Origin of the sequence: Comamonas sp. GB3 AK4-5 (assembly GCF_041320665.1) — a bacterium.
Classification (GTDB): Bacteria; Pseudomonadota; Gammaproteobacteria; order Burkholderiales; family Burkholderiaceae_C; genus Comamonas.
Window position 1 is genome coordinate 3,789,824 of sequence record NZ_CP166730.1, and the last position, 13,715, is coordinate 3,803,538.

The 13,715-nt window shown below is 63.4% G+C and carries 16 protein-coding genes; 15 read left to right on the forward strand and 1 reads right to left on the reverse strand.

Features of this window, described 5'->3' with window-relative positions; translation table 11 throughout:
• Positions 1 to 39 precede the first annotated feature (39 nt).
• The 8 genes from ACA027_RS17160 (at position 40) to ACA027_RS17195 (ending at position 7,652) form a co-directional block, all read left to right on the forward strand.
• Entirely contained in the window at positions 40 to 1,866 is a 1,827-nt protein-coding gene (locus ACA027_RS17160; protein WP_370679407.1) for a DUF2341 domain-containing protein, read from the forward strand.
• Between the two features lie 13 nt (positions 1,867 to 1,879).
• On the forward strand, positions 1,880 to 2,299 hold the full coding sequence (locus ACA027_RS17165) for an ExbD/TolR family protein (protein WP_370679408.1): 420 nt from the start codon (positions 1,880 to 1,882) through the stop codon (positions 2,297 to 2,299).
• A gap of 14 nt (positions 2,300 to 2,313) precedes the next feature.
• Entirely contained in the window at positions 2,314 to 3,081 is a 768-nt protein-coding gene (locus ACA027_RS17170; RefSeq protein WP_370679409.1) for an energy transducer TonB, read from the forward strand.
• A gap of 37 nt (positions 3,082 to 3,118) precedes the next feature.
• Positions 3,119 to 4,843, forward strand: a complete 1,725-nt coding sequence (locus ACA027_RS17175) for a putative porin (protein WP_370679410.1) — start codon at positions 3,119 to 3,121, stop codon at positions 4,841 to 4,843.
• A gap of 13 nt (positions 4,844 to 4,856) precedes the next feature.
• Complete coding sequence (locus ACA027_RS17180; RefSeq protein ID WP_370679411.1) at positions 4,857 to 5,522, forward strand: DNA repair protein; 666 nt, start codon at positions 4,857 to 4,859, stop codon at positions 5,520 to 5,522.
• Between the two features lie 87 nt (positions 5,523 to 5,609).
• Complete coding sequence (locus ACA027_RS17185) at positions 5,610 to 6,197, forward strand: YbjN domain-containing protein (RefSeq protein ID WP_370679412.1); 588 nt, start codon at positions 5,610 to 5,612, stop codon at positions 6,195 to 6,197.
• Positions 6,194 to 7,126: a peptidylprolyl isomerase gene (locus tag ACA027_RS17190; protein WP_370679413.1), complete on the forward strand. Its 933-nt coding sequence runs from the start codon at positions 6,194 to 6,196 to the stop codon at positions 7,124 to 7,126. Before ACA027_RS17185 ends, ACA027_RS17190 begins: the two co-directional genes overlap by 4 nt.
• 124 nt (positions 7,127 to 7,250) lie before the next feature.
• Positions 7,251 to 7,652 (forward strand): hypothetical protein, encoded by a 402-nt coding sequence (locus tag ACA027_RS17195; protein WP_370679414.1) that lies wholly within the window; start codon positions 7,251 to 7,253, stop codon positions 7,650 to 7,652.
• Between the two features lie 76 nt (positions 7,653 to 7,728).
• Here the strand turns inward: ACA027_RS17195 and ACA027_RS17200 are convergent, their stop codons facing one another.
• Entirely contained in the window at positions 7,729 to 8,130 is a 402-nt protein-coding gene (locus ACA027_RS17200) for a type II secretion system protein N (RefSeq protein WP_370679415.1), read from the reverse strand.
• Between the two features lie 209 nt (positions 8,131 to 8,339).
• On the opposite strand from ACA027_RS17200, the gene ACA027_RS17205 reads away from it, so the two are divergent.
• From ACA027_RS17205 to gspM, 7 genes are all read left to right on the forward strand, one after another.
• A complete protein-coding gene (locus tag ACA027_RS17205; RefSeq protein ID WP_370679416.1) occupies positions 8,340 to 8,825 on the forward strand; it encodes a prepilin-type N-terminal cleavage/methylation domain-containing protein in 486 nt (161 codons plus the stop codon).
• Positions 8,826 to 8,828: 3 nt separating this feature from the next.
• On the forward strand, positions 8,829 to 9,227 hold the full coding sequence (gene gspI, locus ACA027_RS17210; protein WP_370679417.1) for a type II secretion system minor pseudopilin GspI: 399 nt from the start codon (positions 8,829 to 8,831) through the stop codon (positions 9,225 to 9,227).
• Positions 9,224 to 9,940: a prepilin-type N-terminal cleavage/methylation domain-containing protein gene (locus ACA027_RS17215; protein WP_370679418.1), complete on the forward strand. Its 717-nt coding sequence runs from the start codon at positions 9,224 to 9,226 to the stop codon at positions 9,938 to 9,940. Before gspI ends, ACA027_RS17215 begins: the two co-directional genes overlap by 4 nt.
• Positions 9,941 to 10,320: 380 nt before the next feature.
• Complete coding sequence (gene gspG, locus ACA027_RS17220) at positions 10,321 to 10,770, forward strand: type II secretion system major pseudopilin GspG (protein ID WP_370679419.1); 450 nt, start codon at positions 10,321 to 10,323, stop codon at positions 10,768 to 10,770.
• A 77-nt stretch (positions 10,771 to 10,847) separates the two neighbouring features.
• Positions 10,848 to 11,810, forward strand: coding sequence for a type II secretion system minor pseudopilin GspK (gene gspK, locus ACA027_RS17225; protein ID WP_370679420.1), 963 nt, complete (start codon positions 10,848 to 10,850; stop codon positions 11,808 to 11,810).
• The gene (gspL, locus tag ACA027_RS17230) at positions 11,807 to 13,030 is read left to right on the forward strand and encodes a type II secretion system protein GspL (RefSeq protein WP_370679421.1); all 1,224 of its coding nucleotides are present in this window, start codon (positions 11,807 to 11,809) and stop codon (positions 13,028 to 13,030) included. The genes gspK and gspL overlap by 4 nt, the downstream gene beginning before the upstream one ends.
• A gap of 44 nt (positions 13,031 to 13,074) precedes the next feature.
• On the forward strand, positions 13,075 to 13,650 hold the full coding sequence (gspM, locus tag ACA027_RS17235) for a type II secretion system protein GspM (protein WP_370679422.1): 576 nt from the start codon (positions 13,075 to 13,077) through the stop codon (positions 13,648 to 13,650).
• Positions 13,651 to 13,715: the final 65 nt, after the last annotated feature.

The following is a 13,715-nucleotide window of genomic DNA, read 5'->3' on the forward strand; positions in this document are numbered from 1 at the left end:
ACGACGATGTTACGAACGCTCATATGCCTGCTTGTTCTTGTGACAAGCGCCCTTCTTCCTTCTCTGTCCTATGCGGCCGACTGGTGGCAGGGGGAGTGGAAATACCGCAAGCAGATTGCGATCGACACCACTCCGGGCGGCGGCGCGATCGGTGAAGCCGTCGGCCGCACCCCATTGCTGGTGCGCCTGCACACCGGCAACTTTTCCTTCGAAGGTGTGGCCGAAAACGGCTCGGATCTGCGCTTCATCGCAGCCGACGGCAAGACGGTTCTCAATCACCAGATCGAGAGCTTCGACCCACTGCTGGGCATCGCCACCATCTGGGTGGACCTGCCCCAGATCGATGCGGGCAGCCGCCAGGACATCTGGCTGTACTACGGCAATGAGGCCGCGCCCAGCAGCGCCAATGGCCAGCTCGTCTTCGACCCCAACTACCTGCTGGTCTATCACTTTCATGAGGCGGCCGATATACCGGCACGCGACACCTCGGCCTACGGCAACCATGCGCAGACTGCAGCTGGCACCGCCATTGACAGTGTTATCGGGCGAGGCCTGCAGCTGGCTGGTGGTCAGGCACTCGTATTGCCCGCGTCGCCTTCTCTGGCGTTGGCTGCGGATGGCGAGTTCACCTTCAGCGCCTGGCTTCGCGTGGACCAGGCCAGCGGCGACCAGCTCATCTATGCGCGGCGCGACATGGGCCATTCGCTGCTGATCGGCATCAGCCAGGGCGAGCCCTTTGTGGCCGTTGATGGCCAGCGCAGCAACCAGGCCCAGCCGCTCACAGCGGGAGCCTGGCAGCATGTGGCAGTGACGGCCAAGGGGCAGCAGGTACAGCTTTATGTCAACGGCCACCCCTCGGCATCCTTGGCGGTTTCGCTGCCGGCCCTGACATCGGCAGCAGCCATTGGCGCAGACATCGCTGCAGCACCGGCCGCGACCCTGCCCGATAACACCGCGCCCGCAGCCTTCGTGCCTTTCTCGGGAGCCATCGATGAGGTACGCATCTCCAAGGTCGCCCGCCCGGCGGCACTGATCCTGGCTGACGCCATCGCCCAAGGCAGCGAGTCCCGCCTGGTGCAGTACGGCACTGACGAGCAGCAGTCCAGCCTTCACCTCGGCGGCCTGGCATTCCTGATCAAAGCGGTGCCCTTCGATGCCTGGATTGTGCTGGCCATTCTGGCCTTCATGATGGTCCAGACCTGGATCGTCATGATCAGCAAGAGCCGTCGCGCCAAGCTGCTGCAGAACCGCAACGAGGCATTTCGCGAAGCATTCGGCAAGGTCGGCACGCACCTGGAAATGCTGGCCGATGACAGCCGCGCCAAGGAAAAGCTCCAGGACTCCTCGCTCTGGCGCCTGTATGCCGTCGCCGTCAATGAACTGCGCGTGCGCCGCCAGCAAGGTGCCGAGACCTACTCGGGCTCCAGCAGCACCACCATTGAAGCGATCCGGGTATCGATGGATGCGGCTCGCACCAAGGAAATGCAGAAACTGGGTTCACGCATGGGCTTGCTGTCCAACGCGATCGCAGGCGGCCCTTACATCGGCCTGTTTGGCACGGTGCTTGGCATCATGGTGGTGTTCCTTGGCACCGCCATGGCAGGCGATGTGAACATCAACGCGATCGCCCCGGGGATGGCCGCTGCGCTGCTGGCTACTGCGGCAGGCCTGTTCGTCGCCATTCCGGCCTTGTTTGGCTACAACAGCATCCTCGGTCGCAACAAGGAAATCAGCGCCGACATGCGCATCTTTGTTGATGAGTTCGTCGCCCGCCTGGCCGAAGTTCACGGGGAGTCTCTGACAGCGGCGCCCCTCCATCACCCCACGCGACAGTCTGCGCCCATGGGCGTGGCGCCCGCCATCTGAGGAGGGCCGCAATATGGTCTCCATCTCTTCTTCCGTCGATGACGACGAAGGCAGCGCCGTCGACAGCATCAATGTCACGCCCCTGGTTGACGTGCTCATGGTGGTGTTGGTGATGTTCATCCTCACCGCGACGGCACAGATCGCCGGCATCAAGATCAACCTGCCCAAGGCCAGTTCCAGCGTCTCCCTGTCGCAGCCCAAGACCAAGGCGATCTCCATCAACGAAGTCGGCCAGGTCTTTCTGGATGCGTATCCGGTCACGCTGCCGGAGCTGGAAGACAGGCTGCGCACCGAAAAAGCGCTGACTCCGAACGTCCCTGTGATTGTGCGCGGCGACCAGGTCGTGCAATACCAGAAGGTGGTCGAAGTGCTTGATCTGCTGCGCCGCCTGGAGCTGTCGCAAGTCGGGCTTGTCACCGGCAAGCCCCACTGAAGGCGAGAAACCCCGTGACCGATCGCAATTCCCTGCCACCACCCGAGAACCACGGGGGTGATCCGCTCGACAGCTTCTTCGCCCCGGAGCAGCCCGTGGCGCGTCGAGATCTCATGCCTGTGGTCAAACCTGTGGCCGCCATAGCGATCGTGGGCCTGCTGGCCTACTTCGCCTGGCAATGGGCCCACCAGACCTCCGGGGTGCAGCGCAAGCCACCGGAGCTGACCGCCATCACCCCCATCTCACCGCCGCCGCCCCCTCCGCCGCCCGAGCGGCCGAAGGAAGAACCACCGCCACCCGAGCAGCAGGTGTTCGAGCCCACGCCAACCCCTGTCGACGAGCCCAAGCCTGCGGATGAGCCCAAACCCGCTGACGAGCCGAAAGCAGCCGATGCCAATGCCGATCCGATGCAGATGAACGCAGATGCCCAGGCCGGCGGCGACGCTTTCAACATCGGTGCGGGGGCCGGTCGCGGCATGGGAGGGTCGGGAGGTACAGGACGAATTGGCAGCGCGACGTATGGACAGTACCTCGGCTACGCACTCCAGAAGCTGGTGCGTGAAAGCGACAGCACCGGCTACCTGGCGTACCAACTCGACGTCGACATCTGGATAGACCGTGAAGGCCGGGTGACCAACGCCCAGATCAGGCATTCCAGCGGTGATACGGAAGTCGATAACAAGGTTGCAACCGTATTGCGCAACGCCGTGCTGAGCCAGCGCCCGACCTCGACCACGACCATGCCTGTAAAGGTACGACTGAACAGCCGCCGTCCCTCCTGAAGCGGACGATCTTGATATCTATGTGGAGCAGATGCGTATGAAGTTTCAACCCACCCAGCTGGCCCGCATGATGGCCCTGGCCTTGACATTCGGAGCCATGCAGCCGCCCGCGCACGCCCAGACGGCAGGCGGAGCGGATGTGACGGTCGAGCTGATCGAATTGCTGGTGCAGACCGGCGTGATCAAGCAGGAACAAGCCAGCACGCTGCTCGCGCGGGCCAAGGCCAAGGCACAAGCCAAGGTGGCACAGGCGTCGGCAGACCCCGGCGCCGCCACCGCGCAGCCGGGCGATGTGCGCGTGCCCTATATCCCGCCATCGGCGCGCAAGCAAATCCAGCAGGAAGTCAAAGAAGAAATGATGGTGCAGGCCAAGGCCGAAGGCTGGGCAACGCCCAATACCTTCCCGGACTGGGTCTCGCGCATCACGGTCGAAGGCGATGTGCGCGCACGCAACGAATCGCGCCTGTACGACAGCCGCAACAGCGACGAGATCATCGACTTCGCCGCCTTCAACAAGAACGGGCCGGTTCCCACCGTGGTGGGCAACACGGCAAATCCCTACGATCTTCCCTATCTGAATACCCGCAAAGACCACCGCAATCTGTGGCGCTACCGCGCGCGGCTGGGCGTGTCGGCCGTGATCTCCGATCGCTGGACATCCGGCATCCGCCTGGCCAGCGGCAGCGACAACAACCCAGTATCCACATCCGATACCTTGGGCAATGACATGGGCAAGAAGAGCATCTGGCTCGACCAGGCCTACATCAGCTACCAGGCCGCGCCCTGGGCAAAGGTGACGGTAGGCCGTGCAAGCAATCCGTTCTGGTCCACCGACATGCTGTATTCGGACGACCTCCAGTTCGACGGCATCTCGGCCCAGCTGTCCCATGCGTTCCAGGACCAGCCTGTGACTGCCTTTGGCAACCTGGGGGTGTATGCACTGGATTACGCCAACACCCCCTGGCGTTCGGACACGGGCACCGAGGGCAAGAACGAAAGCAAGTGGCTGCTGGGTGCACAGATTGGCGCATCGTGGAAGGCCAATGCCGACCACACCCTCAAGGGTGCGCTGGCCTATTACCAATTCGAGAACATCGCAGGCCAGCGCTCCTCGGCCTGTACGGTCTACGCCTCGTCCGACGCCTGCGACACCGACTGGTCGCGCCCGGCCTTCATGCAAAAAGGCAATACCTTGTTCTTGCTGCGCGATATCCGCCAGTGGTCGTCCGACTCATCTGACTGGAACGAGTGGCAGTATGTAGGCCTGGCGTCCAAGTTCAATCTGCTGGACATGAACCTGTCGTGGGATGCACGCCTTTTCGACGGCCTGGGGCTGCGCCTGGATGGCAACTACATCCACAACCTGGCGTACAGCAAGGACAAGATGATTGCCCGCGCCGGTGGCCTCAGCAATATCGCGACCAATGCCGAGGGCTCCAGCGGCACGACAACAGGTATCCAAAGCGGCGCCGACGCCTGGATGCTGCAAGCCACCGTCAGCCGGGGCATGAAGCTTGACCGCGCCGGCAACTGGCGCATCTTCGCGGGCTACAAATACATCCAGCCGGACGCCATGCCCGATGGCTACAACGACAGCGGCTTTCACCTGGGCGGCACCAATGCGCGCGGCTATTTCCTGGGTGGCTCGTATGCCTTTGACAAAAACGTGTCGGGGCAAATGTCCTGGAGCAGTTCAAAAGAGGTCTACGGCTCACCGCTGTCGATCGACATGATCCGCTTCGACCTGAACGCACGGTTCTGAGGGGAGAAGCGTCATGAGGCAATCCTTGAAACATGCTGCAGGCTGGGCCCTCGGGCTGGTGCTGGCATTGCCAGCCTTAGGGCAGGCACAGAGCCTGGAAGAGCGCTTGCGCACGCAGCTGCGCAATACGGCCCAGCGGCTCCAGCAGGTGCAGAGCCAGCAGGCACAGATCACGGCAGCCAAGACCACCGCAGAGGCCGAGCGCGACGCGGCGCAACGCGAGTTGACGGCTCTGCGCTCCGAAGTGGAGGGTCTGCGCACCCGTGCAGCTCGCCTGCTGGACGAGCAGACCGCGCTGCGGCGCCAGGCCCTGGCGCAAACCGCGAACAACCACGACCAGATGCAGCAGGCCCAAAAGGCACAGACCGCCTACCAGGCACTGGAACGCCAGGCCACCACCTGGCAATCCGAATCCTCATCGCTCAAAGCCAAGCTGGCCGGGCGCGATGGCCAATACCAGTTGTGCGTTGCCAAAAACCAAGCGCTCTACCAGGCTGGCCGGGAGCTGCTGACGGCCTATGAGGCATTCGGCACTGCGGATCTGCTGGCCCTGCGCCAGCCCTTCTCCGGCAGCGGGCGGGTGTTGTTCGACGAGAAAGCCCAAACCTTCGGCGACCGCCTCTACCAGGGCCAAGTCGATGCAGGCACACCGCCGGACGCGCCCATTGCCAAGCAATAAGGCCTGCGGACCCCATCCCCCCTCGACCTTCACCTTCACCTTCACCTTCACCTTCACCTTCCACCATTTGCAAGTCCAGGAACAACGATGAGCGATATGACGATGATCCATGCCTTGAGTACCGAACGCCTGCAGGAGCTGCTGCATTCCATGGGATACCGGGTGACCGTGTCCGAACGCGCTGGACAGCGCCAGCTGTTGAGTGCGGCCCAGGGCATAGGGTTTGCAGTGCGTCCGGGCAACCCGGCCAAGACCGAGGGTGAATTCATAGACTACACGCTCAGCTGCGCGCTGCGCGTTCAGGGCGAGCTCCCCGCCGGGCTGACCAGTACCTGGAACATTGGCAAGCGTTTTTCCAGGCTGACCAGCCAGGGCGAATTCCTGGTGCTGGAAAAAGACGTGATCATCACCGGGGGGGTGAGCCAGAACTACCTTCGCGCGACGGCCGATCTGTGGGACCGCCTGCTGCAGGAATTTGTCCTTTTCCTGCGCGAGTATGTGTCGACCAACACCACGCCATCCGCCAACCACCAGGACGATGCCGATCCCGCGTCTGCCGCCTTGCCTGCCGCCGAAGACAGGGCAGGCGATGAAGCAGACAAAGCGCCGGCCTCCGCTGGCGAGAAACCCTCCCCCCAGAAAACGCACAAAGCGAATGCAGGAGCTGCACTATGAACCGCAAGCACTGCCAATCCATGGTCCGAGGCCTGTTCAAGGCAGGTGTCTTGCTGGCCCTCCACGCGCCTGTGGCCTGGGGGCAAGAGGCGGATCACCCCGTGGCCTCCTCCGGCAACGTCTCGGTTTCCAGCCAGGAGATACAGACACAGCTCGCCGCCCTTCCGCCGGCGCAGCGCGAGCAACTCGCCAAGCACCCTGCTGCGCTGGAGCAATGGGTCCGGGCAAGGCTGGTCGACAAATTGCTGCGCCAAGAGGCCAGCACCCAGCAATGGGACAAGCGCCCCGAGGTCGCTAGCCAGATCGAGAAAATGAAGCAGGAGTTGGTGGTTCGCTCCTATCTGGCATCGGTCAGCAAGGTGCCTGATGACTACCCGACGGATACCGAAGTGGCCGCCGCGTACAGCCGGGTCAAGGACAGCCTGCTCAAACCGGCAGGCTATCGCGTCAGCCAAGTCTTTCTTGCAGCGCCCCGCACGGATACCGCCGCACAGGAACAGGCCCGAAAAACAGCCACCGAAGTGGTGAAAAAGGCGCGGCAACCCAAGGTGGATTTCTCCAAGCTGGCGTTGGAATACGGCAAGAAAGACGCACCACCGTCCACCGACACCGGCTGGGTCACATTGGAGCAGTTGCTGCCCGAGGTCCGCAGCGTAGTGGCCCGCCTGAAGCCGGGAGAGGTATCCGAGCCCGTGGCGTCGGCGGCGGGTCTGCATGTGCTCAAACTGGTGGATATGCGCCAGGCCCAGCCTGCGACGCTTGACGAATCCAGGGAAGTGCTGAAGACACGCCTGCGCCAGGAACGCCAAAGCCAGATCGCGCGCGCATACCTTGACAGCCTTGGCAACGCTGCAGCCATCAAGGTGGATACCCAGGCGGTGAAAGCCGCCCAGGAAAGCAGCAGCGCCGGTGCCAATACCCGCCAATAGGACGCAGCAAGTGGCCGCCACAAAGACCGGCCCCCGGCAGAGCCAGGGGGAGCGAAAAAGACCTTGGCATCGCATCTGGCACCGCCTCTTTCGGGCACTGCTGGGTGGTGTGATCGGTGCCGGCATGTCTGCGGCCCTGCAGGCCGAGGCCGGTCTGGTGACGGCAGACCGTGCTCCCCAGGCCTGGTTGGCCTATGCCGCCTTGGTCCAGACCCGCATAGAAGACGCCTTGGTCGCAGACGATGCGCTGCTGCACCAGTTGCAGCAAAGCGCGGAAAGTGCCGTGGTGGCACGGGTCTGGGTCAATACCGAGGGGCGCATCTCTGCCGTTGCACTGGCTGGTCAAGCCAGCGCAGGGGTCGAGCCAGCACTCCAGGCCCGGCTGATCGGCTTGCCAATCAGCCAGACGCCGCCATCAGGGCTGCGCTGGCCCATCGTCCTGCAATTGGATTGGTCGGGCATACAGGCGCTGGAGGCATCCACGCAGCCGGCGCTCACGCCATCCAAAGAGCAGGACATGATTTGAGGCAATGGAGTGTCTTTCGCACGCACTTCCGTGCGGGGACACTTTCTCAAGACCGCCGCAGTCCAGGCAGCATGCATCAGTGCACATGTTCAATGCCCTTGCTTGGCAACACAGGCCGCACAGGCGCATGGATACGAATGGCCCGACCGGCACGCTCCAGGACCACACCATCGGCATCGATCGCCTTCAGCGTGACGCTCTGCATCACGGGCTCGCCCACCAAATAGGGCTGTGGTGCAGCGCCATTGATGCTGAGCAGGGCCACCGCGCGGTCGCTGCGCTGCGCCAGCCCGAGCACCGCCACGTTCAGGCGCACCTCGCCCGGCCCCAGCCATTCCGCCAGGGCTTTGCCTGCGGGGTCTGCTGCCGGCAGCGCCTGTGCGGGCGGCGGCAGCACTTGCGTTTTGACGTCAAGCAGCTTCATGCCCCAAAAACACAGGCCGCCGGCAACGATCAGCGCGCCAACGGTATGCACCATGCGAACACGCTCAATGGATGAACTCTGGATTCGGATCACTGCAGCAGGCTCCTTGGAATAATCGCACGCTGGCCGTCGTCAATGGCAACGCGGAGAAACAGCAGTGATACCAGTCACATATTGAAGTTTCATGTCAACGCCATAATCGGCACCTACCATGTCCGCTATGGCCTGCATTTTGTTGCCCAGGCCTTTTGCTCAATAGCGCCATGAGTCCCAACCATCGAAAGCGTGGATTTTCTCTGATCGAAGTCATGGTGGTGCTGGTCATTATCGGCATCGCTACCGCGGCCATCAGTGTCAATATCAGCGCCAAGCCTTCCGACACGCTTCGGCTGGATGCGCGCGAGCTGGCGCAGCGGCTGACGGCCGCACAGAACGAGGTGCGTCTGGATGGGCGGGTGATCGCCTGGCAATCGCTGGGCGAGGGCTATCGGTTCACGCGCGGCGTCTGGGTCAGTGTGCCCGGCAGCGTCGTGCCGGCCCTGTCTACAGCGGGTGCGCTGGACCTCTTCGAACGCGACGATGTGCTGCGGCCGCGGCAATGGCGCGCTGGCGCGGTGGACGTGATGCCATCGCGGCCGCTGTTGCTCACCTCGGAGTGGATAGGCAGTCCGCTGCGGCTGGAGCTGCGCAGCGGCAACAACAAGGTGGTGCTCGAACGCGATGCCACCGGCGCTTTTGTGGTGCCTTGAACCATGACCCCACCTTGGCCTTCAGCGCTGCCGCCACGCCCGGCCCAAGCAGGTTTCACCTTGATCGAGGTGATGGTTGCACTCGCTATCGTCGCCGTGGCGCTGGCAGCATTCGTGCGCATGACCAGCCAGACCACCACCGACCTGGGCGCCATCGAGCAGCGCACGCTGGCAATGCTTTCGGCGGAAAACAGCATCGCCGAGTTGCGCATCGGCAATCTGCCTGCAGCCGGTGTCCAGTGGGTCGACTGCCCACAAGCCGACCAGGCCTTCGTCTGCCGCGTGCACATCGGCCCCTCACAACAGGGCATGCGCACGGTCTCCGTCGATGTCTATCCGGGGCGCAACAGCGACCAGCATCTGGGCAGTCTGCAAACACAGCTGGCGGAGCCGCAAAAATGAGCCCGCCTCTGCAGAGCAGCCCACCGCATGCGGCCAGACAGAGCGGCTTCACACTCATCGAGGTGATGATTGCCATCGTCATCATGGCGCTGATCAGCCTGATTGCCTGGCGTGGATTGGAAAGCATCAGCCGTGCCAACACCACCCTCCAGCTGCGCAGCGAGGAGAACGCCCGCTTGGTGCGCACCCTGCAACAGATCGAGCGCGACATCAGCTGGCGCACCACCATCGAGCTACCTTCGGCCAGCACCGACATCCCTCCGCAAGGCAAGGAAGCCGAGGCATCCAACCCGCCAAAGACAGGTGGCAGGCTCGGACAGCAGCCGCAGTTGCAGGCACTCCTTCCGGTTGGCATGGAAGTCCGCAGGGGCCATCCCGCCACCTTCTTCATCGAGCTGGTCCGGGCTGCCCCCGCAGCGCCGGGCCGCTGGCAACGCGTGCAGTGGTGGTTACAGGGCAGCACCCTCTACCGGGCCGCGGGTGAAACCGCCGCCCAATACCCCATCCCCGCACCGCGCAGTGCAGACCGCGTGGCCGTGCTGGAAGGCGTGGACTTCTTCGCCATCCAGGCCTGGGAGCCTGACCGGGGCTGGCGGAGCCTGCCTGCCAGCGCGCAGGCAAGGGCGTCGGCCTCGGGCCTGGAGGTCACGCTCAGGCTGGCGCATGGCGGCGGGCCGGCATGGCGCTATCGCAAGGTGATTGCGCTCCGCTGAATGGGTCCAGGCCGGCCTCCCCCCGCCCCACAACGGCCTGGCTTGCGCGCTCGCATGCATTGCGCATGGGCCTTTTTCCTTGTTCTATCTTGCCTTGCCTTGCTTTTTTTCCGCTAGTTGATAACGCCTTACTAATATTGCGGCCAAGGCCTGAAACTCCATTTCTCACCGCTAATCTCCGGGAATGCAACAGCGCAGAGGCGAGAAAAAATCAATATGACAAACACATGAAGAATGTTCGGGATAAATCTGGCAGTTAATCTAAAAAACACCTGATCCCGGGAATAAAGCGGGCTTTTTCTCCCGGATTTACTCCATCAACATGACACCGAAAAATGAGAGCATTTCCGGGTAGCAAAAAACATGACCTGGAGATGGAGATGGATCGAGTCGTCAGATCAATGCGTGGTGATCTGCCATATCAGCGTGGCTTCTCTTTGATCGAAATCATGGTCGTTTTGGTGATCATGGGCGTTCTTGCCGCATTGATCGTCCCCAACCTCATGGATCGCCCCGATCAAGCCCGCGCAACCGCTGCACGCCAAGATGTGGGCGCCCTCCTGCAAGCGCTCAAGCTCTACAAGCTGGACAACGGCCAGTACCCCTCCGCCGACCTGGGACTGCGTGCACTGGTGGAAAAGCCGAGCTCCGGGCGCGTGCCACAGAACTGGCGCCCATATTTACCCCGCTTGCCCAACGATCCCTGGGGCAATCCATACCACTACCTCAACCCCGGAATCAACGGAGAGATCGACGTATTCTCGCTTGGCGCAGATGGCCAGCCGGATGGGGAAGGTACCAGCGCCGATATCGGCTCCTGGCAACTCTAGGCAACACCATGGATGGATTCGAGGGACTGCCGGGAGGGTGCAGTCAAAGACCGCTGTGCTTGCGTCGGCAAGGTGGAATGGCTGTGGTCAGCGTGTTGTTGATCGTGGTGGTCATCGCGCTGTTGGCCGTGACGCTGATGGCCCGCCAGACGACAACGATTCGCGCAGCCCAGACAGAGCAAAACCGCGTAAAAGCCCATTGGCTGCTGCACGGTGAACTGAGCCGGGTGCAAGCCCTGCTGCGCACCGAAGCGCAGCGCACACCGCTCACACAGCGCGATGGCGCCTGGGCACGCCCTGTCGCGGGCATTGTGGTGGGTGAGATAGCGGGCGAGCCTGCACGCGCCTTTATCGAGGTCACCGACGAACAATCCAAGTTCAATCTGCGCAACCTGGTGGATGCCGGCCAGATCGACCTGCGCGAGCTAGAGGTGTTTCAGCGGCTGTGCGCCCTGCTCGGGGTGCCGGACGAGCAGGCATCACGGATTGCAAGGCGTGTGGTCCTGAGTTCGCTCGAAGCGGACCGGGAGACCACAGCCCCCCCATCCCCTGACCCTGAACAAGCAAAAGCCGCACTTGCCGCCGCGCAGCAATTGGGGCTTGCGCCCCTGGGCCATCGCGACCAGGCCCCCAGATTGCGTGACGTCTTCAACTTGCTTGCCGTGCCAGGTATTGACGCCGCCAGCGTGGCCCGGCTGAGTCCCCACATCACCATCTTGCCGCAGCGCACCTGGATCAATGCCAATACGGCTGGGCCGGAGGTGCTGGCCGCCTGGGTGCCAGGACTTTCCGTAGGCCGCGCGCAAACCTTGCTGGAGGCCCGCGACCACGGCCAGTGGTTCATCAATCGCGGCGATTTCACCAACCGGCTGCAAATGCCGGAGATCGAAGAAGCCGACATCCTCATCGGAATCACCAGCCAGTGGTTCCGCATGTCTGGCGCCTTGCGGACCCCGCACACAACGCTGCTGCTCCAGGGGCTGCTGCACGACGACAAAAAATCCCTGCCACAGGTGGTGTGGCTGCGGGAGGGTGCATGAGCGCTAGCAAAGTCGATTTGCTGCGGCTGGTCTTGCCGCCTTCCCATGCCTATGGCGGCGCTGCGATCCGCTGCGCCTGGCGCTTACCCGGAGGGCAATGGCACAGCGCGCTATTCGATGACTTGGGCGCAATCGCCGCACGCTACCTAGCCGGTCGCTTGGAAATCTGCCCCCATCCCAGCGATGTCTCGGTGACCGAGGCCGATCTGCCACCGCTGCCCCCCAAGCGCCTGCGCCTGGCAGTCCGCGGCGTGGTCGAGCTCTTGGCCCTGCTCCCACCTGACGAGCTGGCCATCGCCTTCGGCCCCCGCAGCGGCGCCGGCAAGGTGCCGGTCGCCTGGATGTCGGCGCAATGCCTGGCCCAAGCGCTGCACGCACTCCAGCAGCATGGTCTTCGTGCCGATGCGGTCTTGCCGCCACCGGCCTTTCTCCCTTCGCCAGACGGTGGCGACCCGGGCCATGCCGCCACCGCCATCGTCATCGACGATTGGGTGATCATGCGCACCGGCCCGAACGATGGCGCCCTCCACCCCCTGCCCATGCAGTGCAGTGCAGCCGAGCAGCTCGCACTCCGACTGCAGCCGCTACTGCCTCCCGCTGGCCAGATCCAATGGCTGTGTGAAACCGGCGTTGCCGATAAAGCAGACCCTGTGCCCTGGAGCGGTGCCGGCTGGGGATGGACATTGCCCCAAGCCCATTCCGGCACGCCATCTTCCGGATTTGCAGGGCTTCGTCCCGCGCTGGCCTGGGGCGCCGCAGCGCTGGCGGTGTGGTTGACCGGTCTCAACCTCCATGCGCTGCGTGTCGCGGCAGAGGGGCAGGCCTTGAAGCAGCAAATGGCTGCCCAGGTCAAAGCGGCATTTCCCGAGCTGCCCATCGTCCTCGACCCCTTGCAGCAGGCGCGCCAGTTGCGCGATGCACGCAAGGCCGGAACGGCAAGCACGGCCACACCGGACTTCAGCACATTGCTTCGGGCATCTACCGCCTTGCTGACGCAGTCCGCAGGCCAGGTCCAGCGCGTGGACTACCGTGACGGCCAGGTCGAAATCCGTTGGCGCGATGGGGCAATGCTCAGGGCGGCCGAGCTCGAGGCCCTGCAAGGCAAGGCCGGAGAAAGAGGCTTGGTGCTGGAGTCGGATGCCACGGCCGTTCGCCTGCGCGTCAACGCGGAAAAATCTGGCAAGTCCAAAACACGCCCCTCCCCGGAGCCTGCTTCATGACCAGGTGGCAGGACAGGCTTCGCACCCGACACATCTCCCCCCTGATGCACAACGCTCTCTCCAGCCTGGGTAGGCTTGCAACGCGCTGGCGTTCCCAGCTGCAGCCACTCCAGCAGCAAACCATCAGCCGCTGGCGTGGCCTGAGCGCGCGTGAGCGCCAGCAGATGAGGCTGATGGCTGGCGTGCTGGCCGGCGCACTCATCTGGTTTTTGCTCATGCGGCCGGCACTCCACACCTTGCGCTACTGGGGCAGCGAGCTGCCACGGCTGCGCGCGCAATCCACCGCCCTCCAGGAAGTCCTGGCCGAGGTCGGCGGACCACGGATGGCCCAGGACACAGCACCCGCCACGCCCGCCCAGCGCATCGCACACAGCCTTGATCAAGCCGGGCTGGCCGGCAGCTATCGCGTGGCCGAAGCCGACAAGGCACTGCACATCACTTTCGAAAAAGCGGTGGACGCATCCCGGCTGGCGACCTGGCTGCTCCATGCACCGGCAGCGCTGGAGCTGGCGGTTCAGCACGTCACGCTGGAGCGCATTGCAAGCAGCGCCTCCGCAACGCAGGACACCCTGGTGCAGGCCTCTGTGAGCCTGGCACCACAAACAAGAGACAACATATGAATTCCATCGGAGTCGGAGCAGACCAAGGCCTCAAACGGTGTGCGCTGGCGTACTGCCTTTTTCTT

What these genes read in the sequence shown, in the direction of transcription:
- gspK (WP_370679420.1), top strand. Translation starts at nt 10,848, where the DNA reads ATGGCTGTGGTCAGCGTGTTGTTGATCGTGGTGGTCATCGCGCTGTTG.
- ACA027_RS17195 (WP_370679414.1), top strand. Translation starts at nt 7,251, where the DNA reads ATGTCTGCGGCCCTGCAGGCCGAGGCCGGTCTGGTGACGGCAGACCGT.
- gspM (WP_370679422.1), top strand. Translation starts at nt 13,075, where the DNA reads ATGCACAACGCTCTCTCCAGCCTGGGTAGGCTTGCAACGCGCTGGCGT.
- gspI (WP_370679417.1), top strand. Translation starts at nt 8,829, where the DNA reads ATGACCCCACCTTGGCCTTCAGCGCTGCCGCCACGCCCGGCCCAAGCA.
- ACA027_RS17215 (WP_370679418.1), top strand. Translation starts at nt 9,224, where the DNA reads ATGAGCCCGCCTCTGCAGAGCAGCCCACCGCATGCGGCCAGACAGAGC.
- gspG (WP_370679419.1), top strand. Translation starts at nt 10,321, where the DNA reads ATGGATCGAGTCGTCAGATCAATGCGTGGTGATCTGCCATATCAGCGT.
- ACA027_RS17185 (WP_370679412.1), top strand. Translation starts at nt 5,610, where the DNA reads ATGAGCGATATGACGATGATCCATGCCTTGAGTACCGAACGCCTGCAG.
- ACA027_RS17205 (WP_370679416.1), top strand. Translation starts at nt 8,340, where the DNA reads ATGAGTCCCAACCATCGAAAGCGTGGATTTTCTCTGATCGAAGTCATG.
- ACA027_RS17165 (WP_370679408.1), top strand. Translation starts at nt 1,880, where the DNA reads ATGGTCTCCATCTCTTCTTCCGTCGATGACGACGAAGGCAGCGCCGTC.
- gspL (WP_370679421.1), top strand. Translation starts at nt 11,807, where the DNA reads ATGAGCGCTAGCAAAGTCGATTTGCTGCGGCTGGTCTTGCCGCCTTCC.
- ACA027_RS17175 (WP_370679410.1), top strand. Translation starts at nt 3,119, where the DNA reads ATGAAGTTTCAACCCACCCAGCTGGCCCGCATGATGGCCCTGGCCTTG.
- ACA027_RS17180 (WP_370679411.1), top strand. Translation starts at nt 4,857, where the DNA reads ATGAGGCAATCCTTGAAACATGCTGCAGGCTGGGCCCTCGGGCTGGTG.
- ACA027_RS17200 (WP_370679415.1), bottom strand. Translation starts at nt 8,130, where the DNA reads ATGGTGCATACCGTTGGCGCGCTGATCGTTGCCGGCGGCCTGTGTTTT.
- ACA027_RS17190 (WP_370679413.1), top strand. Translation starts at nt 6,194, where the DNA reads ATGAACCGCAAGCACTGCCAATCCATGGTCCGAGGCCTGTTCAAGGCA.